Here is a 26,366-nt window from a genome sequence, read left to right as displayed (position 1 = left end):
TGTTTTTTGCTCCAAAAAAGGCGTTCGCCCAAACGAGGGTTTGAGCGAATGGCCGCTGCTTTTTACAATCAGCTATTTCAAGGAGTTAGAGAGTGCTGATTGGCTATGCGAGGGTATCAACCGGGGATCAAAACCTCGATTTACAGAAAAACGCGCTGATTCGCGCAGAATGTGAGCTGGTTTTTGAGGATATGGCCAGCGGGAAAAATGCCCGGCGGCCAGGGTTAAAGCGCGCCTTACGGCGGCTGCGAACGGGTGATGTGCTGGTGGTCTGGAAACTGGACCGGCTGGGCCGCAGCGTGCGTGATCTGATTACGCTCGTGTCGGAGTTGCAGGCTCGTGGGGTAAATTTCCGCAGCCTGACCGACAGCATCGATACCAGTACGCCTGCAGGCCGCTTTTTCTTCCACGTCATGAGCGCCCTGGCGGAAATGGAAAGAGAGCTGATTGTCGAGCGTACACGAGCGGGTTTAGCCGCAGCGAGGGAGCAGGGGAGAGTCGGGGGCCGCCGCCGGGTAATGACTGAAGTAGTGGTGGAGCGGTGCCGCAGAATGCTGGAGAACGGCGCTACCCGGCAACAGATCGCAGATGTGATAGGGGTGGGGGTGAAGACGATCTACAAATACTTTCCTGCTGCCGTCCGCGATCAAGGATTCCTGCCCTTCCCGTGATATGTAACATTTGAGATAATAAGTACTTTCAGTTTTGAAAACAGTTTGGTTTGTTCGTGAACGGTAAGAAAACAATAAGTTTTGAACAATTTTTAACTATTAACAGCAATCTTGTTTCCATCTCAGATACATGGGCAGACTTGTGGGCGTTAATTTTTCACACAGGTTTAAGCGCTGGAAGGCTGCTGAGTATTCGATATGATGATATTGATGATGGCTTGATACTGATACGAAAACAGGGTCACCTGAAGGAGCTACGTGTTGAATCAACCCCTCCAGTGGAGGGGATCATTGCTCGTAGAAGAGAACGCTATCCAGAAGATGTTTTTTTATTTCAGAGCCATTCTAACCGTGTGAAGTACCGACGCCGGCCGGTCACTATAATTGCTTTCAACGCCGCTTTACGTCGCGCCGCTAGATCATTACCAGACGTTAACGTAAGCAGTAGTAGCGCGAGAAACATACCGGACTAACCGCCTGTCCAGTCGCGTGTGGCCGATGTGACAGGCGTGGGGGTGAAGACTATTTACAAATATTTGCCAGTACAATACGGCGATAAAAAATCCCCCTGAGCAGGCACACTCAAGGGGAAAATACTACATAACATCATTGCTGTGTGCGTCTTTGCGCTCGTCTATCTTCCAGGAATATGCCTAAAGCTTCCAGATATTTCTGGTCCGAGCTGTTACATCATGGAGTAGGTGCCGATGTGATAGGTTAAGAGCGAAGATGATCTGTAAGTACCTTCCGACGTCGAGGAGCAAGGACCATGAATTTGGGTCTATACCATCCCAATTCATACATTCTTTCTAAGTCTATGAAATATTGAGCAGAGTATTCTGTTCGAAATGAACCATATGGAATAGCCAAAGGCTAAAATGCCCAGCGTAAAAACAACAATCAGCAAGTCCGTCTGTGACATCTTATATCCATTTTGCAGTAGCAGGTTTTGAGAAAAGATAGTTCATAGCTGGCACATAGACAACATAATCACTAAGTGAAACCAATATCAGGGGCTCAAAGGTGACTGGTTTCCCCCCTCTGTGCTCCTGATTGATAGTTGAAACCTCTATTGATCAGATTAGTGAATGAAACTACTGTATATAAAAACAGTATTTTGTGAGCGAGTTTATTATGCAGTTCTACACGCCCGTTGAGTTACGTCAGATCATGCTGCTCCCGTTGTACAGCGACCTTGTGCAATGTGGTTTTCCAAGTCCTGCGCAGGATTACGTTGAGCAACGTATCGATCTGAACGAGTTGCTCGTTAACCACCCCAGTGCGACGTATTTTGTCAAAGCCGCCGGCGACAGCATGAAAGACGCCGGCATAGGGGAGGGTGATCTTCTAGTAGTGGATAGCTCAAGGACAGCAGTTCATGGCGATATCGTTATCGCTGCAGTGGATGGGGAATTCACCGTTAAGAAGCTGCAGCTGCATCCAAGGGTTCAGCTTAACCCAATGAACCCTGCATATTCGCCGATAGTAGTCGGTAGCGAGGATACTCTCGACGTGTTCGGGGTGGTTACGTACATCATTAAATCAGCTGGCTAAGATGTTTGCGCTTTGTGATGTGAATTCATTTTATGCATCGTGCGAGACCGTATTTCGTCCTGACCTGAAAGGGCGTCCGGTGGTCGTCCTGTCAAACAACGACGGCTGTGTGATCGCCCGCTCGCCAGAGGCAAAGCCCTTCGTCAAAATGGGTGAGCCTTATTTCAAGCAAAAGGACATGTTTCGCCGGCACGGTATTATCGCGTTTAGCAGCAACTATGAGCTTTATGCCGATATGTCAAACCGAGTGATGACAACACTGGAGGAACTCGCTCCACGCTGCGAAATTTACAGTATTGATGAGGCATTTTGCGATCTTACTGGTGTGCGAAACTGTCGCGATCTTACCGACTTTGGCAGGGAAATTCGCGAGACGGTTCTGGGCAGGACGCACCTCACGGTCGGCGTCGGCATAGCCCAGACTAAAACCCTGGCGAAGCTGGCCAATCACGCCGCGAAACAGTGGCAGCGGCAGACCGGAGGAGTGGTGGACCTGTCTAATCTGGAAAGGCAGAGGAAGTTGATGGCTTTGCTTCCGGTGGATGAGGTCTGGGGCGTCGGGCGCCGCATCAGTAAAAAACTGGAGGCCATGGGGATTAAAACGGTACTGCAACTGGCGGATACCGATATCCGTTTTATCCGGAAGCATTTTAATGTGGTTCTGGAGCGAACTGTGCGGGAGCTGCGTGGCGAACCATGCCTCGGGCTGGAGGAGTTCGCGCCAGTAAAGCAGGAAATCGTCTGCAGCCGTTCGTTCGGCGGCCGTATCACTGAATACCATGAGATGAGGCAGGCGATCTGCAGCTACGCCTCACGAGCAGCGGAGAAACTCCGTGGCGAGCATCAGTATTGCCGGTTTATCTCCGCTTTTGTCAAAACCAGTCCCTTTGCGCTGAACGAGCCATACTACGGTAACAGCGCATCGGTAAAACTATTAACCCCAACGCAAGACAGCAGGGACATAATCGCAGCAGCGACGAAATGCCTCGATGCAATCTGGAAAAATGGGCATCGTTATCAGAAAGCAGGCGTGATGCTTGGTGATTTCTACAGCCAGGGCGTAGCGCAGCTCAACCTCTTCGACGACAACGCGCCACGGAAGAACAGTGAAAAGCTCATGGAAGTTCTCGATCATCTCAATGCGAAAGACGGAAGAGGAACTCTGTATTTTGCAGGGCAGGGGATCCAGACTGCCTGGCAGATGAAACGAGAAATGCTATCCCCGCGCTATACTACGAGGTTCTGTGACCTGCTCAAAGTTAGATGATTCGGCCATTAACAGTGGTGGTTATGCTGCTACTACAGTCCGCTTAGAGCGATAAGCGGACTTTGGAAGTGATCTTAATCACAGTAGTCAAAGAATGACTAGTTAAGTACTGCGGGGATTCCTTCTTTTATTCTACCGTTTGGTATAAATTGGTCGAGTCAACTATATAGAGTATTTAATCGAGACGCTAATAGGTTCACAATCTTTACAGAACAAGCTCCCGCTTGATGATTTTAAGGGGCACAGCCCACATGAATTTGACAAGCGCCAATACGAATCTGAATTTATTTAAAGAGAAAAGTATGGAAAGCAAGGAAATATACGAGCATGAGTTTTCAGGTTTGTTAACTAAATTTGAAGAGGTTTGTACTTGGTTCGATAGTTTGGGCTTTAGGTTTGCAGTAACAAGATATGGGGTATACCACAAAAACCTTCAAAAATTGAAAGCACTATCAAATGGAGAAAAAATTTTCAAAGATATACCCGATGAAAATTTAGTTGCCTTTATGAAGGAGATGATGAATTCTCACGTGGAAGCTAATGAAATCATAAGGGTTTACAATGATCTTAAAGGGCTTGATATCCAGGAATATCTCGATCAAATAAAGAAGGTTATCACTGGTCAAGAATTTCGTGCTACTTCTGAGAACGATCCTGCAAGAGACTTTCTGTTTGAGTTGTCAATGGCTGCAAGATTCCTGCGTGGAGGGTATAAAATATCTCTTAAAAGCATTTGTGATATCGAAGTGAAACTCTCTGACGGCAGAATTCTTTTTGTAGAATGCAAACGAGTTAAGTCGTTAAAAAAACTATCTAAAAACATAAAAGTTGCAAACCAGCAGATCGTGCGCAGGATAAAGGATAGCTCATCACTTAAAAATCTAGGCATGGTGGCCGTTAATGTTACTGATTTGCTTCCTAAAGTGTCTCTCATTAATTCTGAAGATGCGAGAATGGCAATAAATGAACATCGTGAGTTGTCACGAAATTTTATCTTGAGAAATTTAGAAGATTTTATGGCAGGGGAAAATAAAAAATGTATAGGTGTTTTATGTGAAAGTTCTTTGTCCAAGCTTATTTCAGGAGGTTTGATTTATTCCCGGCATATTAATAACATCCCCTATGAAAGTGATGATTTATTTGAGAGATTAATGCCTCAACTCAGCAATCAGGATATTGCTTAGGGGGGGCAGAGGCTTAGCGATATTCCTGTGAGTCAGAGTTGTCTCCGGAACTGTTTAACGGTAAAAATGATAATCGAGTTATTAGGAAGAGCATGTGCGTATTTAAAGCTACTTTCAGAACTTAACTCAGTAATGTCCGCTCCTGGCATATTGTGGACATTACGTATTTATAGGGGGTCGATAGCCTCAATTAATTCTGGCCCCTGATTTTTCGCATTACCCACGGTGCGCGTAACGGCGTGCCAGATAAACTTGTCGGCGGGCACTGCTCCGTCGGCGGCTATCTCTTCAGCTTCCTTCCCGCCTATATCCTTGCGCATCCATTCGCGTGCTGCTGCCGGCGTCAGGACCAGCGGACGGCGGTCGTGAATATCGACCAACCCCTGATCGGCCGCAGCGGTCACTATCAAAAAACCTTCGGCTTCGTCACCGCGCTCGAAAGGGACACTGCCGATCGCCGCCATAAAGATTGGCTGGCCATCGGCACGATAAATGAAATAGGGCTGCTTCTTGTCTCCTTCTCGCTTCCATTCAAACCAGCCATCGGCAAAGCAGATCGCCCGGCCATGTTGCCATAGAGGCTTGAACATTCTGCTTGTCGCCGCGGTTTCTACGCGAGCGTTAATGAGCGCTGGCTTATCCCACCACCCGGGTGCGTAACCCCAGTTAACCGGATCGAGGTGCAGCTGTTCGTCTCGTTCGCTCAGGAGCAAAACTTTAGTCCCCGGCGCCACGTTGTAACGCCCAATCGGCTCAGGGTCGTATGCGATGTCGCGCTCGGCTTCATCCGCCAGGTATGCCAAATATTCTTCACGGGTTTGTGATTGAGCAAAGCGTCCGCACATGGTTGCCTCCAGTCTTCAGACTGAAAGTATAGACGTTGCTAGTGATGGCCAACTGATGGGTTTTCCTAGGGAAGGCCGTTATCATGAAAGAGTGGTGCGCACCGAAAATTACATGATTAACGCAGGAGATGATGTCATGGGAGGATATTGTCGTAAACATGCACTTTTTCTTTCTGGAAAGCTGCTCGCAAAAGAGGGGCATAGAAGGGGCATCGGATAAGAAAAAGGGGCAAAAAAGGGCATTAAATTCGTAGGCTGGCGTCGGTTGGCGTTGTTCGCATGGGGTAATAACTGACTGTAATACAATATAAAATTAATAAATTCAGGGGCTTGGAATTATTTGGGCAACTTATCGATGTTGTACTTTTCTTTTTTACTGATTTCTTGGTTTTGCAGCATGTAATAGTGGCTCAATTCATAGTGTGGCATCAGAAGAGCACGCGTTCTGCCAGCCTGGACAACGTGGCGCTGGCGCGTAGCAATTAATGAGGTCTGACAGACAACCGTGGCGTGTATGGTACGGATTCAGGCGCGGAATGTCAGCATCTTTCCGGCACTTTCCGCTGCGGGCAGGCAGGCGGAGGCGGTGTAAGCGGAAATAAAAAGCCCGCCGGGCGGCGGGCTGTGGCGTTAACGCACCACCAGGACTGAGCACTCGGCGTGGCGGACCACCGCGGCGGCGTTGGAGCCCAGCAGATAGGTGGTGATATCTGGCCGGTGCGACGCGATGATCACCAGGTCGGCGGGTAGCGACTTGGCCAGCGCGAGGATCTTATCTTTTGGCGACCCTTCGGCGACGTGAAAATGCATCCGATCTTCCGGGATGGAAAATTGTTTGGCGATCTCTTTAAGCTGCGTTTCCGTTCCTTCGCGCAGCTCATCCATACCCGGCAGTTCAGCGGTGTAAGCCATTCCCAGTGAGGCATAATAGGGCAGGGAAGGGATCACGGAGAGGAAATGGACCTCGGCGTCGTCAATCCGTGCTTCCGATTCAACGTGACTGATAATGCGTTCAGTAAATTCTTTATCAGAGATATCGATAGGGACAAGAATCATTCTGCTCATAAAAACCTCCTGTTTAAGTATCCCCTCACATTGTACGGCATTAGAGCACGTTTTGTATCATGACCGTGGTCACACTTTGACATTAACGTGGCTTGCGTTCGGGGAATTTCCCTTTGATCACGCCGTCATAAAATCGTCCTTTTGACACCACCTGTAAAAAATCGCGGAAAATACGCGGTGGCACGCCGGTATATTGCAACGGCGGCTGGTGATAAAAATAGATTTCCAGTGTGGCGGAGGCGTCATCGTAGGCGACAGAGATAATTCGGGATGATTTTACTGGGTGATGATGCATGGTGGACGTCCTCGGGCAAGCACTGACTGAGCACGACTATATCACTAAATGGACGGCTATTTTAACCAGCGGGATATATTGTTTTGTTTTATCTACTGTACGGCGGGAGGAAGAAGCCCGCCGGAACCGGCGGGCTGGCGCATCAGAACTGGTAAACCAGGCCCAGGGCGACGATGTTGTCGGTAGAGATACCGTTGTCTTTGTAGAAGCTGTCGTTGTCATCCAGCAGGTTGATTTTGTAATCAACGTAGGTAGACATATTACGGTTGAAGTAATAGGTAGCGCCAACGTCCATATATTTGACCAGATCTTTATCGGCGTAGCGGCCGTTATTATAGAGATCTTTGCCTTTGGACTGCAGGTAGGAGATGGCCGGACGCAGGCCGAAGTCGAACTGATACTGCGCGGTGACTTCGAAGTTTTGCGTTTTATTGGCCACGCCGTCATTGCCGTACGGGGTCATATTGCGGGTTTCTGAGTACATGGTCGCCAGGTAGATATCGTTGGCGTCGTACTTCAGGCCGGCGGTCCAGGCTTCGGCTTTATCGCCGCGGGCGTTGGTCTGGGTCATCTGATCGTTGGTACGGTCAGAAGAGGTGTAGGCCGCTGCCGCGCTGATGCCCATGCCGAAGTCATAAGAGGTGGAGAGACCGAAGCCATCGCCATTGTCGAAGCGAACATCGCTGTCGCTGCTGCGGTTATTGGTGCCGACGTTGATATCCTGCGCGTTCTGACCTTCGTTTTTACCCTGATACTGCAGGGCAAAGTTCAGACCCTCCACCAGGCCAAAGAAATCGCTGTTGCGGTAGGTCGCGACGCCGTTGGCGCGGCCTGCCATAAAGTTATCCGCATAGGTGTAGGAGTCGCCGCCGAACTCCGGCAGCATATCGGTCCAGCCTTCGACGTCGTACAGCACGCCGTAGTTACGACCGTAGTCGAAGGAGCCGTAATCGCCGACTTTGATACCCGCGAATGCCAGACGGGTCCACGCCTGATCGCTGGAGCTCTCGGTGTTGTTGGCCTGAACGTTATATTCCCACTGACCATAGCCGGTAAGCATATCGTTGATCTGGGTTTCGCCTTTAAAGCCGAAACGCAAATAAGTTTGATCGCCGTCTTTTTTCGAGTCGCTGGAGAAATAGTGCAGACCGTCTACCTTGCCATAGAGATCTAATTTATTTCCGTCTTTATTATAAATTTCCGCCGCATGGGCGGCACCGGCGGCTAATAAAGCCGGAATAACGAGGGCCAGTACTTTTCTTTTCATGAAGAAATTCCTTTAACTGTTTTTATGTTTTAGCTTCCGGGAAGGAAGTGAACTCATGCTAAAGGAGCGGTCTGAGATATGGTAAGACTCAATTGTTACGATATAAGTAAAATCTAAAATAAATAATACCAAAGAAATGGTGATAATTATGCTGAATATATCCGTGGGTAATATACAAAATAAAAATTATACATACCCAGGATAATCACGTATTATTCGCGCGTTATATGCCTTTATTGTCATGCCAATTATTTATTGTTGCCGTCTCATTCTGCGGAATGATTTTGTTTATCGGTAAAACGACAAGCCCGAACAACATGTTCGGGCTTTTTTTATGGCTGCAGGATGGAAAATAACCTTAGCCTTCGCTCGGTGATTTCTCCGCTTTGCCGGCCAGTTGGGCGAGGAAGTCATACCGTTTCTGCAGATCCGCGGCGGCGTCTTTCCACAACTGCTCCGCCACCTCCGGCTGCTGGGCGTTCAGGCGACGGAAGCGTTGCTCGTTGAGCAGCGTCTCGGCCAGCGCGTCGGACGGCGGACGAGAATCCAGCGCCAGCGGCAGTTTGCCTTCGTCAGCGCGACGCGGATCGAAGCGGTAGAGCGGCCAGAATCCAGTGGCGGTCAGCTGACGCATCTGATCGTGGCTGAGCGCCAGATCGTAGCCGTGCTCTTCGCAAGGACTGTAGGCGATGATCAGCGACGGTCCCGGATAGGCTTCCGCTTCCTGAATCGCTTTCACCGTCTGGTTCAGCTGCGCGCCCAGCGAAATCTGCGCCACATAGACATGACCGTACATCATCATGCTGACGCCCAGATCTTTGCGCGCCTTGCGTTTACCGTGTTCGCCAAACTTAGTGACCGCCCCCAGCGGGGTGGCTTTTGACGCCTGGCCGCCGGTGTTGGAGTAACACTGGGTATCCAGCACCAGAATGTTGACGTTTTCCGTCAGGCTCAGCACATGATCCAGACCGCCGAAGCCAATATCGTAGGCCCAGCCGTCGCCACCGATCAGCCAGACGGATTTCTCCACCAGCGCGTCAGCATCGGTCAGCAGCTCTTCAGCGCCGTCCACGCCGGCCAGCGCCTGGCGCAGGGCCGCCACCTGTTCGCGGCGTACTTCCGGCGTCGCCTCGGCATGCAGCGCCGCGTTCAACTCTGCCGGCAGTTTGTCGGCAAATTCGCTCAGCAGGCGCATCACGCGCTGACGGTGCTGGTCGACGGTTAAGCGGAAGCCGAGCCCGAATTCAGCGTTATCCTCAAACAGCGAGTTGGCCCATGCCGGGCCGCGGCCGTTGGCGTCGGTCGTATACGGCGTCGAGGGCAGGTTGCCGCCGTAAATGGAGGAGCAGCCGGTAGCATTGGCAATCAACATCCGATCGCCATACAGCTGGGTCAGCAGTTTGATATACGGCGTTTCGCCACAGCCGGAGCAGGCGCCGGAGTATTCAAACAGCGGGCTGATCAGCTGCGAGGTGCGAATATCTATCCGCTCCAGTTTTGTGCGGTCGATTTCCGGCAGGTTGAGGAAGTAATCGTAATTGACCTTCTCCTCTTCCACATGCTCCAGGCGCGACATCATATTGATGGCCTTGATCTCCGGGTTCTGGCGATCTTTCGCCGGGCACACTTCAACGCACAGGTTGCAGCCGGTGCAGTCTTCCGGGGCGACCTGCAGAACGTATTTTTGTCCGCGCATATCGCGGGATTTGACGTCCAGCGAGTGCAGACTGGCAGGGGCGTTCTCCATCTCTTCCGGCGCGACCACTTTGGCGCGGATCGCCGAGTGCGGGCAGGCGGCGACGCAGTGGTTGCACTGGGTACACAGCGCTTCCTTCCAGATGGGGATCTCTTCGGCGATGTTGCGTTTCTCCCAGCGCGTGGTGCCCATGGGCCAGGTGCCGTCCGGCGGCAGGGCGGAGACCGGCAGCGCATCGCCGAGGCCGGCCAGCATCGCGGCGGTGACCGTTTTGACGAAATCCGGCGCGGCGTCGGAGACCACCGGCGGGCGGTTCGGACTGCTGGCGTTCACTGGCTGGAGCGGCACTTCCGCCAGCGATTCCCGGGCCAGGGCCAGCGCCTGCCAGTTGCGTTCCACCAGCTCCTGGCCTTTGCTGCTGTAGCTTTTGGCGATCGCCGCCTGCAGTTCCGCCAGCGCGCTGTCGCCCGGCAGGATGCGGGTGAGATGGAAGAACGCCATCTGCATCACGGTATTAATGCGCGCGCCGAGGCTGCACTCGCGGGCGATTTTCGCCGCGTTGACCACGTAAAAACGCGCTTTTTTCTGATTCAGAGTGGCCTGGACTTCCTGCGGCAAGCGAGACCAGACCTCATCGGCGCCGTACGGCGTGTTGAGCAGGAAAATACCGCCGGGCTTCAGCCGCTCGGCCATCTGGTATTTATCGATAAACTGTAGCTGGTGGCAGCCGACGAAATCAGCCTGCGAAATCAGATACGAAGAACGAATCGGTTTTTCGCTGACGCGCAGATGCGAGACGGTGAGGCCGCCCGCTTTCTTCGAGTCATAGACAAAATAGCCCTGCGAGAACCACGGGGTCGAGTTGCCGATGATTTTGATGTTGTTTTTGGTGGCTGACACGCTGCCATCGCTGCCGAGACCGTAGAACAGGGCCTCGAGCTTGGCCTCTGCTGGCAGGGTATTTTCTCCCAGCGGCAGCGACAGATTGGTCACGTCATCATAGATACCGACGGTAAAGCGTGGCTTCGGCTGAGCGGACTGCAGTTCACTAAATACCGCCAGCACGCATTCCGGGCCGAACTCCTTGGAGGAGAGGCCATAGCGGCCGCCGATGGTGCGCGGCAGCGTCTCGCGCTCGCCGCGGTTAAAGGCTTCCGCCAGGGCGGTCATCACATCGAGATACAGCGGCTCGGCAAGCGCGCCAGGCTCTTTGGTGCGATCGAGCACCGCTACCGCCCGGGCGCTTTCCGGCAGCGCTGCCAGCAGGTGGGCGGCGGAGAACGGGCGATAGAGGCGCACTTTCAGCACGCCGACTTTCTCGCCGCGGCTCAGCAGTTCATCAACCACCTCTTCGCAGGTACCGATGGCCGAACCCATAATGACGATCACGCGCTCTGCCTGCGGGTGGCCGTAAAACTCAAACGGTTTGTACTGACGGCCGGTGGCGGCGGCGAAGTCGTTCATCGCCGTCTCAACATGGTTATAGACCGCGTCGTACCACGGATTGGTGGCCTCCCGGGACTGGAAGTAAGTGTCGGGGTTGGCCGAGGTTCCGCGGATCACCGGGTGTTCCGGATTGAGCGCGCGCTGGCGATGCTCGGCGATTTTATCCTGCGGTAGCAGGGCGCGAATGGTGTCATCCGCCAGCGGGGCGATTTTGTTGATTTCGTGCGAGGTGCGGAAACCATCAAAGAAATGAATAAACGGCACCCGGCTTTGCAGGGTGGCGATATGCGAGATCAGCGCAAAATCCTGCGCCTCCTGGACGCTGCTGGCGCACAGCATGGCGCAACCGGTCTGCCGCACGGCCATGACGTCGGAATGATCGCCGAAGATCGATAGCGCGTGGGTGGCGACGGTGCGGGCGGCGACGTGCAGCACAAACGGCATCAGCTGGCCGGCCAGTTTGTACAGCGTGGGGATCATCAGCAGCAGACCCTGCGATGAGGTAAAGGAGGTGGAGAGGGCGCCGGTCTGCAGCGCGCCATGTACGGCGCCAATGGCGCCTGCCTCCGACTGCATTTCGACCACGCGGGGAACATCGCCCCAGACGTTTTTCAGCCCATTGCCGGCCCAGGCGTCGGCCTGTTCCGCCATCGTTGAACTGGGCGTGATCGGGTAGATGGCGATAACTTCACTGGTGCGAAACGCGACGGAAGCGACCGCGCCATTACCATCAATCGTAATCATATGAAGACACCCTTACATTGCGCAAAAGAATGGACACGTGAAACCGCGACGCGCCCTGTAATTATATAAGGGGTAGTTTAGCAAACCGTTGGCGCGGCCATTTTTGCATTTGTGTCCTCAATGCGCCGGCCACCCGTGACCAGATCAATATTTTGCATGGTTCGCGGAGAAAATGGCTTCCTGCCGAGTGTCGGATCACGTGCGCCCGGCGACCAGGCCGGAGCAGATCAAGCTTTCGGCGAAAATTTGCTAGAAAATGTTAATGAGGCGCATAAATACGTACTTCCCCCCTCGACGTCGCCCGCCACGCTGCCTATTATTCTGGGGTTTGCTTTTTTAAGACGTTTCCGAGGGGAGAGAGAATGCGAGCTGCGATATTAGTAGGTTGTGCGGCGCTGTTGCTGTCGGCGTGCAGTAGTGAACCCGTTCAGCAGGCCACGGCGGCGCACGTCACGCCAGGCATGCGGGCGGCGATGAGCGACGCCGGTCAGGCCAACTGCGCCATGATAGGCGGCTCGTTATCGGTGGCTCGTCAGCTCGATGGTTCGGCGATTGGCATGTGCGCGCTGCCGAACGGCAAACGCTGCAGCGAGCAGGCACTGGCGGGCGGCAGCTGCGGCTACTAACGGCGGCCCCGTCGCGGGGCAGCGTCAGCGGCACCTCAAGGCCGGCTAATGCATCAGGTCGGCGAGCTTATAGACCAGCGTCTGGTCGGCGGTCGCCAGCGTCAACTGGTTTTCCGTCAGATCGACCTGCGCGCCTTCGCGCAACATCTTGCCGATCGTCGCGTCAAGGGTATTAAGCTGGGCATCGTGGCACAGCATCCGGGTCATCGCCAGCGACTTCACCTTCAGCTCGCCGTCCGACACCTTGCCTTCCCCGCTAAAACCGTTGCACATATTGCCCGAAACATACATCTTGCCCGTAATAGCCATCTTCTCGCCGAAGCTCAGCTCCAGCGGCCGGTCGCCGGCGTTGACCGCCTGGCCGTTGACGCTGGTCAGCACGAAGCGATGATGCTGCAGCTGTTCCGCGCCGGTGGACACCTTACTGTTATAGACACAGCCGGACAACAGCATACCTGCCGCCAGTAGCGCCGCCAATTTGTTCATTTTCACTCCAAAACATTCACATTTCTAATAAAACCAAGCCAGTGTAACGGTATCGCAGCGGGGATCTGTGGGGATTATCTGAATGTGCTCCCCCCGGGAGAGGAGCACAAAAGGGAAAGGAATCAGACGATGGCGTTCGGGCAGGTTTCTCCGTTTGCGACCTGCTGCAGGTTGCCCAGGGTGGTCTCCGAAATGCTGATCAGCGCCTCAGCGGTGAGGAACGCCTGGTGGCCGGTGAACAGCACGTTGTGACAGGCGGAGAGGCGGCGGAAAACGTCGTCCTGGATCACATCGTTGGATTTGTCTTCAAAGAACAGATCGCGTTCGTTCTCATAAACATCCAGCCCCAGCGCGCCAATTTTCTGGTGCTTCAGGGCGTCGATGGCCGCCTGGGAGTCGATCAGCGCGCCGCGGCTGGTGTTAATCACCATCACCCCGTCCTTCATCTGGTCAAACGCCTCGCGATTGAGCAGATGGTAGTTTTCGTCGGTCAGCGGGCAGTGCAGGGAGATCACGTCCGACTCCTTGTACAGCGTGGCGAGGTCGACATATTCCACCCCCAGCTCCAGCGCGGCGGCGCTTGGGTACGGGTCGAACGCCAGCAGTCGCATGCCGAAACCTTTGAGGATCCGCAGCATCGCCACGCCAATTTTCCCGGTGCCGATCACCCCGGCGGTTTTACCGTACATGGTGAAACCGGTGAGGCCTTCGAGGGAGAAGTTGGCATCACGGGTACGCTGATAGGCGCGGTGGATGCGACGGTTGAGCGACATCATCATACCGATCGCATGCTCAGCGACGGCTTCCGGCGAGTACGCCGGGACGCGGACCACGCGCAGGCCAAGCTCCTTTGCCGCCTCGAGGTCGACGTTGTTAAATCCGGCGCAGCGCAGAGCGATATACTTCACGCCGTGGGCCTTCAGCTCTTCCAGCACCGGGCGGCTGCCGTCGTCATTGACGAAGATACACACCGCTTCGCAACCGTTGGCGGTTTTGGCGGTCTTCGCTGTCAGCAGGAAGTCGAAGAATTCCAGTTCAAAGCCGTAGGTATCATTCACGTGCTGCAGGTACTTTTTATCGTACTGCTTCGTACTGTAAACCGCGATTTTCATAAGACTTTTCTCCAGTGATTATAACGTCACGGTAGCATATTTAAAATAATCGTACAATTATTAAAAAATAGTTTAAGTGTCAGGTGCTTATGCTAATTCTAGAGCATATCGCGGATTTGCGGAATCTCTTTGAAAGACAAAGTTTTTTCACCACAAACTGAGGCTTAAAGCGCCGGGGGAGAGCAGCAGAAACGGCCACAGCAGACCGGAGCTGACGTTAGCTAGCTGAAACGACCACAGCGGCAGGCCGCTGGCGCCGCTGACCAGGGGCAGGGTGGCGCGCAGGGGAGAGAGGAAGCGACTGAAAAAGACCGCCCACAGCCCGCGGCGCTGAAAAAAGAGTCGGCTGCGGGCCAGCCGCTCGGCGGTCAGCCAGCGTAACTGTGTGAGGCGGTGACGATAGCGAACGCCTAACCACCACGAGAGCCAGAATCCGCCGATGGCGCCGAGGCTGGCGCTGGACCACATTAACAGGAAATGACCGAGACTGGCGGAAGCGAATGTCCCCAACAGCAGCAGGCCGGAGGTGCCCGGGATCGCCAGCGACACCAGCGCGCAGGATTTAGTGAAGGTGAGCAGGAAAACCATTAGTAATACCAATGGATAGTGGTCCTGTGCGCTCTCAAAGAGCGAGATAATTAACGACACGGTCTCTCCCGCAAGCCATTTCTGTCTGGCTGGAGTGTGGCAGGCGCTGCTTAAACAAAAGCTAAATGATGACGGCCGATCGCCGCGCCGCGAGTCCGGCTGGCAACTATGCTTTAACAGGTCGCAAACTTTCACTCACTGGTCGAACGTGTCACAATGGGCGCCATTCGGCTTTTACTTATGTTGAATCAGGATATTAACTGCCCATGAAGGGTAAATATAAAGCCGCCATCGCGCTGGTGTTAGTGCTGGTGTTATTGCCGCTAACGCTGCTGTTGACGCTGACCCACTGGGTGCCGACGCTGGCGGGCATCTGGCTGCCTGTGGGCACTCGTATCTCGTTGCAGGAGAGCCCGCGTCTGACGCGGTCGGCTCTGCTGATCCCCGACCTGCGCTATCTGGTGGGCGACTGTGAACTCGCCCGGGTGACCGATGCCCGTCTCTCGCGTCCCAGCCGCTGGCGGCTGCATATTGGCCAGCTGGACATCAACAGCGCTTGTCTGAGCAAACTGCCGGCCAGCGAGCCCACGCCGGGATCGCCGCGCACCCTCGCCGAATGGCAATCGATGTTGCCCTACAGCTGGTTAACCATTGACAACCTGCGGCTGTCGCCATGGGAGAAATGGCAGGGGCGGCTGGTGATGTCGTTGACGCCAGTGCAACAGGACATCGGCTTTGCCGGTAAGGAACTGAGTCTGCAGGCGCGCCTGCGCGGCCAGGCCCTCACCGTCAGCCAGTTCAGCGCCCGGCTGACTGACGATCAGCCGCCGGTGAAGCTGGTGGGAACCTTCCACCTGCCGCTGGTACCGGATGGTCTGCCGGTCGACGGCCAGATGCAGGGCACCTTTGAATTTCCACAAACCGCGGAATGGATCGATGCCGAGCTCGAGTGGCAGCACAATCGCGGCCAGCTGCTGGTGACGCCGCGCGGCGAGGTAGAGCCGATCCTGGATCTGCCGTGGGAGATCACCCCGGAGCGGATCACCATCAGCGACGGCCGCTGGCGCACCCGCTACCAGAACTACCCGCTCAGCGGGCGCCTCGCACTGTCGGTGGGCAACTGGCAGCAGGGGACCGAGCAGATGACCGTCAGCGGTCGCTTAAATGTCCTCACCGAGGGGCATGCCGGCAAAGGCAACGCGGTGCTGAATATCGGTCCGGGCAAGCTAAGCATGGATAACAGCGACATGCCGCTGCGGCTCACCGGCGAGGCCAAGCTGGGGGAGATGATCTTCTACGCGGCGCTGCCGGCGCAGCTCAGCGGGTCGCTGGTCAGCCCGCAGCTGGCGTTTCATCCCGGGGCGCTGCTGCGTTCGCGCGGACGAGTGATCGATGCGCTGAATATTGATGAAATTCGCTGGCCGCTGGCTGGGGTGAAAGTGACCCAGCAGGGCGTCGATGGCCGCCTGCAGGCGATCCTCCGCGCCCATGAGCAGCAGATGGGCGACTTTACGCTGCATCTGGACGGTCAGGCGAGCGATTTTCTGCCTGACAGCGGCCGCTGGCAATGGCGCTACTGGGGTGAGGGACACTTCACCCCGATGCAGGCGCGCTGGGATGTGAAGGGCAGCGGGGAGTGGCGCGACAATGCTATTACCCTGAGCAGCCTCTCCACCGGCTTCGATAAGCTCGAGTACGGCACGATGCGGGTCAGTACGCCGCGTCTGACGCTCGAGCAGCCGATCCGCTGGCTGCGTGATGCCCAGCACCCGCGGTTGACCGGCGCGCTGTCGCTGGACGCGGCCAAAACCACCTTCTCCGGCGGCAGCTATCTCCCGGCGTCAACGCTGAAATTTGCCCTCGACGGCCGGGACCCGACGTGGTTCCAGTTCACCGGCGCCCTGCACGCCGATACCATTGGCCCGGTGCGGCTGACCGGGCGCTGGGATGGCGAACGGCTGCGCGGCCAGGCGTGGTGGCCAAAACAGTCGCTGACGGTGTTCCAGCCGCTGGTGCCACCGGACTGGAAGATGAATCTGCGGGAAGGCAGTCTCTATGCGCAGGTGGCCTTTTCGGCAGCAGCCGGGCAGGGATTTGAGGCGGGCGGCCACGGCGTGCTGAAGGGCGGCAGCGCCTGGATGCCGGACAATCAGATTAACGGCGTCGACTTCGTGCTGCCATTCCGTTTCAGCGACGGCCACTGGCAGCTGGGCACCCGCCGTCCGGTCTCCCTGCGTATTGGCGAAATCGTCAACCAGGTTACCGCGCGCAATCTGACGGCGGACCTGCAGGGCACCTGGCCGTGGAGTGAGGCCAATCCGCTGCAGCTCAGCGACGTCAGCGTCGATCTGTTAGGCGGAAAACTGACCCTGCTGCAGCTGCGCATGCCGCAGCGCGACCCGGCGCTGATCCGTCTGCAACATATCTCCAGCAGCGAACTCACCAGCGCCGTCAAGGTGAAGCAGTTCGCTATGTCCGGGGCGGTGAGCGGCGCGCTGCCGCTGTGGCTGGAAAACAACCAATGGATCATCCACGACGGCTGGCTGCGTAATGACGGGCCGATGACCCTGCGGCTGGATAAAGACACTGCCGATGCGCTGGTGGCGGACAATGTCTCCGCCGGGGCGGCGATTAACTGGCTGCGCTATATGGAGATCTCCCGCTCGTGGACGCGGATTAACCTCGACAATCTGGGCGTATTGACGCTTAAGGCCACCATCAACGGTACCAGCCGGGTGGACGGGAAAAGCAGTACCGTGCATTTAAACTACGCTCATGAAGAGAATATTTTCGACCTGTGGCGCAGTTTACGCTTCGGCGACAATTTACAGGCGTGGCTCGAACAGAATGCCATGCTGCCCGTGCGGCACTGTACGGACGGTAAGACATGTAAGGAACCTAAATGAAGAAGTTGCTAGTGGCCATGGTGGCGCCGATGCTGCTCGCCGGCTGTACGCCGCGTATCGAAATTGCGGCATCGAAAGAGCCCATCACTATTAATATGAATGTCAAAATTGAGCATGAGATCCATATCAAGGTCGATAAGGATGTGGAAAATCTGCTGAAATCCCGCAGCGATCTGTTCTGAGGCGACGATGAGAAAACGACTGTTAAGCGCAGCGCTGGCGCTGACCTTACTCAGCGCGCCCGCGCTGGCGTTGACCCTGAGCGAAGCGCGGCAGCAGGGGCGGGTGGGGGAAACGCTGAACGGCTATCTGGCGCCGCTGCGCCAGGATAAAGAGACCTTAGCGCTGGTGAAGCAGATCAATGCCGCGCGCAGCGAAAGCTACCAGCAGCTGGCGGATGACAACAATCTGCCGGTAGATGAAGTGGCGAAAATGGCCGGGCAGAAGCTGGTGGCCCGGGCTCAGCCCGGGGAGTACGTCCAGGGGCTGAACGGCCAGTGGCGGCGTAAATGATCAGCGGCAGCGCTTGCGGTATTCGCCCGGCGAGACGCCAAAGCGCTGCTTAAAGGCGGTGGAGAAATGGCTGTGGTCGCTGAAGCCCCAGCGGTAGCCGATCCCCGCCAGCTTTTCGTCGTCATGGGCGTTCTGTAGCGCCCGGGCGCACAGATCCAACCGCCGGTTCTTAATATACTGCGCCACCACCAGCCCTTTGTCGGCAAACAGCCGGTACAGGCTGCGTACCGACATCCCCGTCTCGCTGGCCAGCCACTCCGGGCGCAAATGCTCCGACTGAATGGACGCATCGATTAAGGCAATAATCTTTTGAAACTGCTTTTCCCGCCGGGAAGGGGCAGGCTCGCGCTGATGCAGCACCGGGCGCAACAGGCAGGCGATCGCCTCCAGCGCCGCTTCACTCTCGCTGGCGGAGAGCGCCGTGCCGCCCATGCTTTCCAGCAGCAGTCGCTGGCTGAGCTGCACCATTGGCAGGGATTTGTCCAGCCGGCAGGCGGTGGCGATGTCGCCTGTGGGCGCCACCCGCTGGCGCGGCAGCAGCAGGGAGGCCTGACGCGAGGTCTGCTGCCAGACAATCGAGCAGGGGCGGGCGGCGTCGATTAACGTGATATCGCCTGCCGCCAGCGTCACCTGGCGATCGTCCTGTTCGATGATGGCTTCGCCGGCAAGCTGAAATACGGTGTAGAACCAGGCGTCGTTATCGCGTTTTATCTCATTGTGTGTGCGGTAGAGATTAACGCCGGCGGCGGTGACCGTGCTGACCTTGAGGCTGCCGGCGTAGCGGGCGTCAATCTCGCCGTGGAAGCGCCCCTCCAGCGGCCGGGCGGCGAAATGGCCGCAGACCTGATTGATCGTCGCCAGCCAGCGCTGGTACGCCAGCCCCCCCTCTGCCGTGGTCATCATTCGCCCTTCTCCTGTAATAACAATGTTTCCGCATTGTTGCATTTATGCCGCCTCAGGCAAGGCCGCGATGGCGGGTATATGAAAGAACTATTACCTGCGGCACATTTCTGCCAGGGTAAGCCGCGGATTTGCGGCGACTGTCACAGCGGCGCAAACGAATGTCACAGAGAAAAAAGCGCCAGCCGCCAACCGGACATAGACTGAAAGCACTATCCGCGAAGAATAAGGAAAGGGTATGTCCACCTCTCAGATAGCGCTGCTTGCCAGCGTCCAGCAGTTTTTAGACCGTCAGCATGGCCTGTATATCGACGGCGCTCCCTGCGCCGCGCAGAGCGAAAACCGGTTAACCGTCTGGGATCCGGCCACCGGGCAGGCGATTGCCACCACCGCCGACGCCAGCCCGGCGGATGTTGACCGGGCGGTAATGTCCGCCTGGCGCGCTTTTGTCGATCGCCGCTGGGCCGGGCGCACCCCGGCCGACCGTGAACGCATCCTGCTGCGTTTTGCCGACCTGGTGGAGCAGCACGGCGAAGAGCTGGCGCAACTGGAAACCCTTGAGCAGGGCAAATCCATTGCGATCTCTCGCGCCTTTGAGGTCGGCTGCACCCTGAACTGGATGCGCTACACCGCGGGGCTGACCACCAAGATCAGCGGCCGGACGCTGGACGTGTCGATCCCGTTCCCGCAAGGGGCGCGTTACCAGGCGTGGACCAAAAAAGAGCCGGTCGGGGTGGTGGCGGGCATCGTCCCGTGGAATTTCCCGCTGATGATCGGCATGTGGAAGGTCATGCCGGCCCTGGCGGCAGGCTGTTCGATCGTCATCAAACCTTCTGAAACCACCCCGCTGACCCTGCTGCGGGTGGCGGAGCTGGCGACCCTGGCGGGCATTCCTGACGGGGTGTTCAACGTGGTCACTGGTAGCGGCGCCGGCTGCGGCGCGGCGCTGACCGCCCATCCGCAGGTAGCGAAGGTCAGCTTTACCGGCTCGACGGCGACCGGGAAACAGATCGCCCGCGTGGCCGCCGACCGCCTGACTCGCGTGACGCTGGAGCTGGGCGGCAAGAACCCGGCGATTGTGCTCAAAGATGCCGATCCCCAGTGGGTTATTGAGGGGCTGATGACCGGTAGCTTCCTCAATCAGGGGCAGGTCTGCGCCGCCAGCTCGCGGATCTACATCGAAGCGCCGCTGTTTGACACCCTGGTCAGCGGTTTCGAGCAGGCGGTAAAATCGCTGCAGGTGGGGCCGGGGATGCAGGAGACGGCGCAGATCAACCCGGTGGTCTCCCGGGCCCACTGCGACAAGGTGGCGGCCTACCTCGAAGAGGCTCGCCAGCAGAAGGCAGAGCTCATCAGCGGCAGCGCCGGACCGGATGCGGGGGGGTATTATATTCCGCCGACGCTGGTGGTTAACCCCGACGCCGGGCTGCGCCTCACCCGTGAGGAGGTGTTTGGCCCGGTGGTGAACCTGGTGCGGGTGGCCGACGGCGAGGAGGCGCTGCGTCTGGCCAACGACAGCGATTTTGGCCTGACCGCCAGCGTCTGGACCCGCGATCTAACCCAGGCCCTGAACTACACCGACCGTCTGCAGGCGGGAACGGTATGGGTCAACAGCCATACCCTGATTGACGCCAACCTGCCTTTCGGCGGCATGAAGCAGTCTGGTACCGGCCGCGATTTCGGCCCTGACTGGCTCGACGGCTGGTGCGAAACCAAATCCGTCTGCGTGCGTTACTAGACCGCTGTCGGGGAAAGCGAATGGCTTTTCCCGACGCGCCGCTTGCCGACCTCCGGTCTTTCTCGCTACTGTGGAGGGCAATCTTTGCCCAACCAGGGCGGTGAATCATCAGGAGGTCTTCGGCATGTCAGCATTTCCTAAGGTTGCACTTATTGGTCCCGGCGCCATCGGCACGACTATCGCCGCCGCCCTGTTTGAGGTGGGGAGGGCGCCGATGGTCTGCGGGCGTACCGCCCATTCGGCGCTGGTGCTGCGCACTGACGAGGGCGAGATCGTGGTGCCCGGCCCGGTGCACACCGACCCAACGGCGATAGCCGCCCCCTTCGACCTGGTCTTTGTCGCGGTGAAAACTACCCAGACGGAGGCCATCGCCTCCTGGCTGACGGCCCTGTGTTCCACGGACACCGTGGTGTGCGTGCTGCAAAACGGCGTTGAGCAGCGCCAGCAGTTTGCCCCCCTGACCGGCGGCGCGACGGTGTTGCCCTCGGTGGTCTGGTTTCCGGCGCAGCGCGATGCCGATGCCTCTGTCTGGCTGCGCGCCACGCCGCGCCTGACCCTCCCGGATCTGCCGGGGGCAGAGCGAGTGCAGCAGGCGCTGGCGGGGACCCGCTGCGCGGTGGACCTGGCGGCGGATTTTACCACCGTGGCCTGGCGTAAACTGTTGCAGAACGCCGTAGCCGGACTGATGGTGCTGACCGGACGCCGCGCCGGGATGTTTGCCCGGGAAGACATTACTGCCCTCGGACTGGCTTATCTGCGCGAATGTCTGCAGGTGGCGCGGGCGGAAGGGGCCGCCCTGGGCGACAGCGTGCCGGAGGAGATTATCGCCGGCTTTCACCGGGCGCCTGCCGACTTAAGCACCTCTATTCTGATCGATCGCCTGAATGGCCGACCGCTGGAGTGGGATATTCGTAACGGCGTGGTGCAGCGTCGCGGACGTCAGCACGGCATTCCGACACCGCTCAGCGATATCATCGTGCCGCTGCTGGCGGCAGCCAGCGACGGCCCGGGCTGACCCGGGCAGGCGCGGGGTTAGTCCACCAGGGAGGGATCGAGGTCGATCATTAACTGCTTCATTTCGGCAAAATGCTGCCGCGAGAAATCGGCAATCTTCTCCCAGTCCTGGGCCGTTTTTTCCGCTACCGCGTCTGACAGAACCTTCAGCGGCTGGCCGGTGGACCAGGCGGTGATCAGGATCTGACAGGCGCGCTCCAGGGTCCAGATATCATCGAACGCCTCGCCGATGGTCGGGGCGGTCACCAGCACCCCGTGATTCCCCATCAGCAGGCGGCGTTTGTCCGCCAGCAGGCCCGCCAGCCGGGCGCCTTCTGCCGCGGTGTCCGCCATCCCGCCGTACAGCGTATCGACGGCGACCCGGTTAAAATAGCGGGCCGTGTTCTGGTCGATGGGCAGGATCTGCGGCGTCGCCAGACAGGCGAGGCTGGTGGTGTACACCGGGTGCAGATGCAGCACCACCCGCACGTCCGGGAGCCGCTGATGGATCTGCCCGTGAATAGCCCACGCGGTGGCATCGACGTCAGGGCGCGCGGCGCAACCTTCATCATCGGCGTTCAGCACCAGCAGATCGCTGGCGCGGATGCGCGAAAAGTGTTTCCACTTCGGGTTGAGTAAAAACGTTTTCCCGTCGGCGGAGAGCGCGGCGCTGAAATGGTTGGCCACCGCCTCATGCATGCCAAGATGGGCAATGATGCGAAAGGTGGCCGCCAGGTCGATGCGGATCTGCTCTTCATCGGAATCGCGCATGGGCATTACTCCGCTTTCGGCATCAGGGTCTGCAGATCGTCCGCCGTCGGCGCCTGGAAGTGATATTTCTTCAGCAGGGCGGCATATTCCGGCGTCGCGCTGTATTTTTTCAGCGCCTCTTCGAGGGCGGTTTTCACCTCAGTATTGCCTTTTTTAACGCCAAAGCCGTTCAGCACCGGATAGATCAGCGTGTCAGAGGAGATAACCACCCGGTCACCCAGTTTTTCCACCACCCCGCGCGCCACGGCGGCGTCGGTGATCTGCGCATCCACCGCGCGCGACAACAGCGCCTGGGTGGTCTGCGGGTCGGTGGTATAAACGCTCAGCGCAATCGGCTTCAGCCCCTTCTTCACGCAGTAGTCGGTGGAGAGCTTCTGCAATTGCGCCAGCCAGGAGGTGGCGCCCATCGAGCCGATTTTATGGCCGCAGAACGCTTCCGGGGTCTTAGGCTGGTAGTCGCCGCCTTTGCGGGCGAGGATCGCTTCCCCGCTTTTCAGGTACGGCACCATATCGATCACCTTCAGGCGTTCGGCGGTAATGTACATCGACGAGTTGGTGATATCGAAGCGCCCGCCCTGCAGCCCGGGGATCAGGTTGGGGAAGCGGGTATCGATATTCACTGCTTCACGGCCCATAGTCTTCGCCAGACCATCGAGCAGCTCGATGTCAAAACCGGCTGGCTTATTGTTTTCCATGTACTCGTAAGGAAAAAAGGTCATGTCCGAACCGGCGGTGATCTTACCGCTTTGCTGAAAGGCCAGTGCGCTAAAGGATGTCAGAGCAGCCGCTGCGCAGAGCAGCAGGGTCAGCGGGCGTGGTGCGAAAATGCGTGTCATAAAACCTCCGGAGTGTGGGCAAATTACATGCTGGCGCGATCGGCGCCGGCCTGCTGAACAAAAAACGAAGCGCCGCGCGGCTTCTGCGGCAGACGAAGCTGGTTATTGGTGCTGCGCACCAGACCGCTCTCTTCTCCCGCGACCAGGTGGCCGGCATGGCGGCTCGGCAGCGGGTTTTCGCCGTAGGGTAGCGCATCCTCCGCGGCGTAGACGCTGATGAACAGGGTGCGCGGCAGGGCGGTCTCGTTGGGGCTGGAGGCGTGCAGCAGGCGGGTATGCATAAAGCAGACTGAGCCCGCCGGGCCAAAACAGGCCTGCGGCTGCTGGCAGTGCGTCGCCACCACCTCATCATCCACCGCCCCCGTGAAGCGCCCCTCCTGCCAGTGGGACCACAGCGGCCCCTGATGACTGCCAGGCACCACGTTGAGCGGGCCATTCTCTGGGGTCACCTCGCTGACCATCAGCAGGGCGGTGATGATGTCGTCATTGCTGTGTGGGGTGAAAAGGAAATCCTGATGCCATTTCACCTCGGTGGCGGTGTGCGGCAGCTTGGAGTTAATTTTGCTGTGATGAAAGCGGGTGCCGCTGCCGCCGATCAATTGCGCGGCGATGGTCGCCATCCGCGAGTTCAGCGCAGTATGGCGATAGGCCTCGGAGATCTCCGTCGGGGAGGCGACCCGGCGCAGCGACGGATGGTCAGGAGCATGATCGCGCTCGATATCGAAGCGCGGCCGCCCGTCGAGGGTTTCTCCCCACACCGTCGCGTGACCGCGGCTCTCCTCGACCCAGCCGTCGAAATCGCTCTGCAGGGCGGCGATGTCGGCGCTGGAAAGCACCTCTTCGACCACCAGAAAACCCTGCTGATGAAACTGATCAATTTGCCACTGCGCAATCATAGTTTTTCCTCTTCACGTTCCGATAGTTAAGCCAGAGAAACATCTTTGAGAAAGGCCTCGACCCGCGGGTGTTGCCCGCTACGCATCGCCTGCGGCGTGTCATCGCACACCACCCGGCCTTTCTCCATAAACACGATCCGGTCGGACACTTTGAAGGCGAAGTTCATCTCGTGGGTGACGATGACCATGGTGATGCCTTCGTGGGCCAGGGATTCGATAACCTGCAGCACTTCATTCACTTTTTCCGGATCCAGCGCCGAGGTGGGCTCATCGAACAGCATGATCTGCGGACGCATCATCAGGGCGCGGGCGATCGCCACCCGCTGCTGCTGTCCGCCGGAGAGCTGGTGTGGATACTTCCAGGCGTGCTCCAGCATGCCCACTTTGTGCAGCAGTTCGCAGGCGTGCTGGCGCAGCTCCGCGTCACTTGCCAGATGGTGATAGCGCGGGGCCAGCAGCAGATTGCCGAACACGGTCAGATGCGGGAACAGGTTAAAGCTCTGGAACACCATGCCGATGTTCAGGCGATGTTCGGCATTCTCCATAAAGCGCGGCTTCTGCTGCCCCTGACGGTCGAGGTGAATAAAGGGTTGGCCGTTAATCTGAATTTCGCCGTTATCGATCTGCTCAAGACCGTTCAGCAGGCGAATGAGGGTGGTTTTCCCCGAGCCTGACGGACCGATGACCGAGACCACCTCGCCGGGCTGGATCTGCAGGCTCACCGCCCCCAACACTTCGACGTTGTTGTAGGCCTTATGCAGCTTAGAGGCCTGCAGCGCCGGCTCATGACTCTGGGTGACGCTGCGCGCCATCGCCGGGCGGCGGGCGCTGGCCAGCCGCTGCATCTCGGCATCTACCGGACGAGCGGTATTGCGCTGGGTCACGTCAAGGTAGTTCTCCAGCCGTTTCAGCAGAAAATCGAACACCGTGACGATAAAGATGTAATAAAACGCCACGGCCGTCATCGTCTCCATGACCAGAAAGTTCTGCGAGTAGAGCTGCTGGCCGACCATTAATATTTCGGTCAGGGAGATCACCGACACCAGCGAACTGAGCTTCACGATGGCGATATATTCATTGGCCAGCGCCGGCAGGGCGACGCGCAGCGCCTGGGGGATGATCACCCGCCACTGGATCCCGGCGTAGCGCAACCCCAGGGCCCGCGCGGCTTCGCTCTGCCCGCGAGGGATGGAGAGCAATCCGCCGCGGTGGATCTCGGCGATATAAGCCGCTTCGCTGAGGACCATTGCCAGCAGGCCGGCCCAGAAGGGATCGTTCAGCACCGGGGCGAAGGAGGGCAGCGCCTGCGGCATGTTGTAGACAAAAATCAGCAGGACCAGCAGCGGCATACTGCGAAATAACCAGATATACAGCCGGGCTGGGGTGGATAACCAGCCGCGCGGCGACTGTTTGGCCAGCGCCAGAATAAATCCGAGCACAATACTGCAGCCCCAGGTCAGCAGACTTAATTTAATGACGGTCCAGGTGGCCCACCAAAAATCGGCATCGCTGAGCAGGCTTAACATGTAGTTCCAGTTAAACGTCATGGGCTATTTCACTCGTCATAATTATCAAAAATGAAAGTGGCTCGGCTGTGCCGTAATGGGGAGCCACCGGTATTCATCGTGCGAATACACTATGCTGGCAGGATGCTTTCAGAGGCAATTAGTAAATTTTTGGCCTTTAAGTTTAAAAAAACTATACAGCGATATTAACGATATGGAATTTAAAGTGATTGTTAAGATACTTTGCGTAAACAATTTAAAAACAATGACTGTAATTCAATAACGCTATTTTGCGCAGACAGGTTATTTTGCGCGAAACTGGGGCAGACGCTGCCAGTCTGGCGTGCAGCGTGGCGCATGATGGTGCAATGGTGGAAATAAACCACGCGGGCGTAGAGCAATAATAAATATTGTCGCCCCTTGTCGGGCAATGCGCCGCTCTTTTCCGGGGGTGGCACGCGG

General features: G+C 57.1%; 24 protein-coding genes. 11 read left to right on the top strand and 13 right to left on the bottom strand.

Annotation, left to right across the window (positions count from 1 at the left end; genetic code table 11):
- Positions 1–92: 92 nt before the first annotated feature.
- From AS136_RS17580 to AS136_RS17565, 5 genes are all read left to right on the top strand, one after another.
- Entirely contained in the window at positions 93–671 is a 579-nt protein-coding gene (locus AS136_RS17580; protein ID WP_063266881.1) for a recombinase family protein, read from the top strand.
- A gap of 50 nt (positions 672–721) precedes the next feature.
- Entirely contained in the window at positions 722–1,144 is a 423-nt protein-coding gene (locus AS136_RS29040; RefSeq protein WP_032422722.1) for a site-specific integrase, read from the top strand.
- Between the two features lie 661 nt (positions 1,145–1,805).
- The gene (locus AS136_RS17575) at positions 1,806–2,225 is read left to right on the top strand and encodes a translesion error-prone DNA polymerase V autoproteolytic subunit (RefSeq protein WP_004179627.1); all 420 of its coding nucleotides are present in this window, start codon (positions 1,806–1,808) and stop codon (positions 2,223–2,225) included.
- 1 nt (position 2,226) lies between these two features.
- Positions 2,227–3,492: a Y-family DNA polymerase gene (locus AS136_RS17570; RefSeq protein ID WP_063266880.1), complete on the top strand. Its 1,266-nt coding sequence runs from the start codon at positions 2,227–2,229 to the stop codon at positions 3,490–3,492.
- Between the two features lie 302 nt (positions 3,493–3,794).
- The gene (locus tag AS136_RS17565) at positions 3,795–4,676 is read left to right on the top strand and encodes a hypothetical protein (protein ID WP_223364558.1); all 882 of its coding nucleotides are present in this window, start codon (positions 3,795–3,797) and stop codon (positions 4,674–4,676) included.
- 167 nt (positions 4,677–4,843) lie between these two features.
- Here AS136_RS17565 and AS136_RS17560 read toward each other — a convergent pair whose 3' ends face one another.
- The 5 genes from AS136_RS17560 to nifJ form a co-directional block, all read right to left on the bottom strand.
- Positions 4,844–5,521 (bottom strand): SOS response-associated peptidase, encoded by a 678-nt coding sequence (locus tag AS136_RS17560; RefSeq protein ID WP_063266878.1) that lies wholly within the window; start codon positions 5,519–5,521, stop codon positions 4,844–4,846.
- 630 nt (positions 5,522–6,151) lie between these two features.
- On the bottom strand, positions 6,152–6,586 hold the full coding sequence (gene uspF, locus AS136_RS17555) for a universal stress protein UspF (protein WP_008805149.1): 435 nt from the start codon (positions 6,584–6,586) through the stop codon (positions 6,152–6,154).
- An 82-nt stretch (positions 6,587–6,668) separates the two neighbouring features.
- Positions 6,669–6,881: a KTSC domain-containing protein gene (locus AS136_RS17550; RefSeq protein ID WP_008805148.1), complete on the bottom strand. Its 213-nt coding sequence runs from the start codon at positions 6,879–6,881 to the stop codon at positions 6,669–6,671.
- Between the two features lie 142 nt (positions 6,882–7,023).
- Positions 7,024–8,148, bottom strand: a complete 1,125-nt coding sequence (gene ompK37, locus AS136_RS17545; protein ID WP_016160893.1) for a porin OmpK37 — start codon at positions 8,146–8,148, stop codon at positions 7,024–7,026.
- 358 nt (positions 8,149–8,506) lie between these two features.
- A complete protein-coding gene (nifJ, locus tag AS136_RS17540) occupies positions 8,507–12,034 on the bottom strand; it encodes a pyruvate:ferredoxin (flavodoxin) oxidoreductase (RefSeq protein ID WP_023322503.1) in 3,528 nt (1,175 codons plus the stop codon).
- A 362-nt stretch (positions 12,035–12,396) separates the two neighbouring features.
- Between nifJ and AS136_RS17535 the strand changes: the two genes are divergently transcribed.
- Positions 12,397–12,660, top strand: a complete 264-nt coding sequence (locus tag AS136_RS17535; RefSeq protein WP_008805145.1) for a putative hemolysin — start codon at positions 12,397–12,399, stop codon at positions 12,658–12,660.
- Positions 12,661–12,705: 45 nt separating this feature from the next.
- Here AS136_RS17535 and hslJ read toward each other — a convergent pair whose 3' ends face one another.
- From hslJ to AS136_RS17520, 3 genes are all read right to left on the bottom strand, one after another.
- Positions 12,706–13,146 (bottom strand): heat shock protein HslJ, encoded by a 441-nt coding sequence (gene hslJ / locus AS136_RS17530; protein ID WP_008805144.1) that lies wholly within the window; start codon positions 13,144–13,146, stop codon positions 12,706–12,708.
- Between the two features lie 122 nt (positions 13,147–13,268).
- Entirely contained in the window at positions 13,269–14,258 is a 990-nt protein-coding gene (locus AS136_RS17525; RefSeq protein ID WP_008805143.1) for a 2-hydroxyacid dehydrogenase, read from the bottom strand.
- A gap of 147 nt (positions 14,259–14,405) precedes the next feature.
- A complete protein-coding gene (locus AS136_RS17520; RefSeq protein WP_023322504.1) occupies positions 14,406–14,906 on the bottom strand; it encodes a DedA family protein in 501 nt (166 codons plus the stop codon).
- 206 nt (positions 14,907–15,112) lie between these two features.
- On the opposite strand from AS136_RS17520, the gene AS136_RS17515 reads away from it, so the two are divergent.
- The 3 genes from AS136_RS17515 to AS136_RS17505 are packed head-to-tail and all read left to right on the top strand — an operon-like array spanning position 15,113 to position 18,265.
- The gene (locus tag AS136_RS17515; RefSeq protein WP_023322505.1) at positions 15,113–17,752 is read left to right on the top strand and encodes a YdbH family protein; all 2,640 of its coding nucleotides are present in this window, start codon (positions 15,113–15,115) and stop codon (positions 17,750–17,752) included.
- The gene (locus AS136_RS17510; protein ID WP_016160896.1) at positions 17,749–17,934 is read left to right on the top strand and encodes a YnbE family lipoprotein; all 186 of its coding nucleotides are present in this window, start codon (positions 17,749–17,751) and stop codon (positions 17,932–17,934) included. The genes AS136_RS17515 and AS136_RS17510 overlap by 4 nt, the downstream gene beginning before the upstream one ends.
- A 7-nt stretch (positions 17,935–17,941) precedes the next feature.
- Positions 17,942–18,265: a YdbL family probable chaperone protein gene (locus AS136_RS17505; RefSeq protein ID WP_012541948.1), complete on the top strand. Its 324-nt coding sequence runs from the start codon at positions 17,942–17,944 to the stop codon at positions 18,263–18,265.
- Here AS136_RS17505 and feaR read toward each other — a convergent pair whose 3' ends face one another.
- Entirely contained in the window at positions 18,266–19,168 is a 903-nt protein-coding gene (gene feaR, locus AS136_RS17500) for a transcriptional regulator FeaR (protein WP_023322506.1), read from the bottom strand.
- A 235-nt stretch (positions 19,169–19,403) separates the two neighbouring features.
- On the opposite strand from feaR, the gene AS136_RS17495 reads away from it, so the two are divergent.
- Complete coding sequence (locus AS136_RS17495; protein ID WP_012541945.1) at positions 19,404–20,903, top strand: aldehyde dehydrogenase family protein; 1,500 nt, start codon at positions 19,404–19,406, stop codon at positions 20,901–20,903.
- 124 nt (positions 20,904–21,027) lie between these two features.
- Positions 21,028–21,918 (top strand): oxidoreductase, encoded by an 891-nt coding sequence (locus AS136_RS17490; protein WP_016160898.1) that lies wholly within the window; start codon positions 21,028–21,030, stop codon positions 21,916–21,918.
- 17 nt (positions 21,919–21,935) lie between these two features.
- On the opposite strand, the gene AS136_RS17485 is transcribed toward AS136_RS17490, so the two are convergent.
- Genes AS136_RS17485 through AS136_RS17470 form a run of 4 tightly spaced genes read right to left on the bottom strand, consistent with a single transcriptional unit; the run spans position 21,936 to position 25,946 of the window.
- On the bottom strand, positions 21,936–22,667 hold the full coding sequence (locus AS136_RS17485) for a class II aldolase and adducin N-terminal domain-containing protein (RefSeq protein WP_004224462.1): 732 nt from the start codon (positions 22,665–22,667) through the stop codon (positions 21,936–21,938).
- Between the two features lie 5 nt (positions 22,668–22,672).
- Positions 22,673–23,503 carry an ABC transporter substrate-binding protein gene (locus AS136_RS17480; RefSeq protein ID WP_012541942.1) on the bottom strand — a complete coding sequence of 277 codons (831 nt, stop codon included), beginning with the start codon at positions 23,501–23,503 and terminating at the stop codon, positions 22,673–22,675.
- A 23-nt stretch (positions 23,504–23,526) separates the two neighbouring features.
- Positions 23,527–24,399, bottom strand: coding sequence for a phytanoyl-CoA dioxygenase family protein (locus AS136_RS17475; protein WP_008805134.1), 873 nt, complete (start codon positions 24,397–24,399; stop codon positions 23,527–23,529).
- 26 nt (positions 24,400–24,425) lie between these two features.
- On the bottom strand, positions 24,426–25,946 hold the full coding sequence (locus AS136_RS17470) for an amino acid ABC transporter permease/ATP-binding protein (RefSeq protein ID WP_004190429.1): 1,521 nt from the start codon (positions 25,944–25,946) through the stop codon (positions 24,426–24,428).
- Between the last annotated feature and the right edge of the window lie 420 nt (positions 25,947–26,366).

Origin of the sequence: Klebsiella sp. D5A (assembly GCF_001620885.1) — a bacterium.
Taxonomy (GTDB): domain Bacteria; phylum Pseudomonadota; class Gammaproteobacteria; order Enterobacterales; family Enterobacteriaceae; genus Klebsiella; species Klebsiella variicola.
This window is presented reverse-complemented; position numbering and strand designations above follow the sequence as displayed.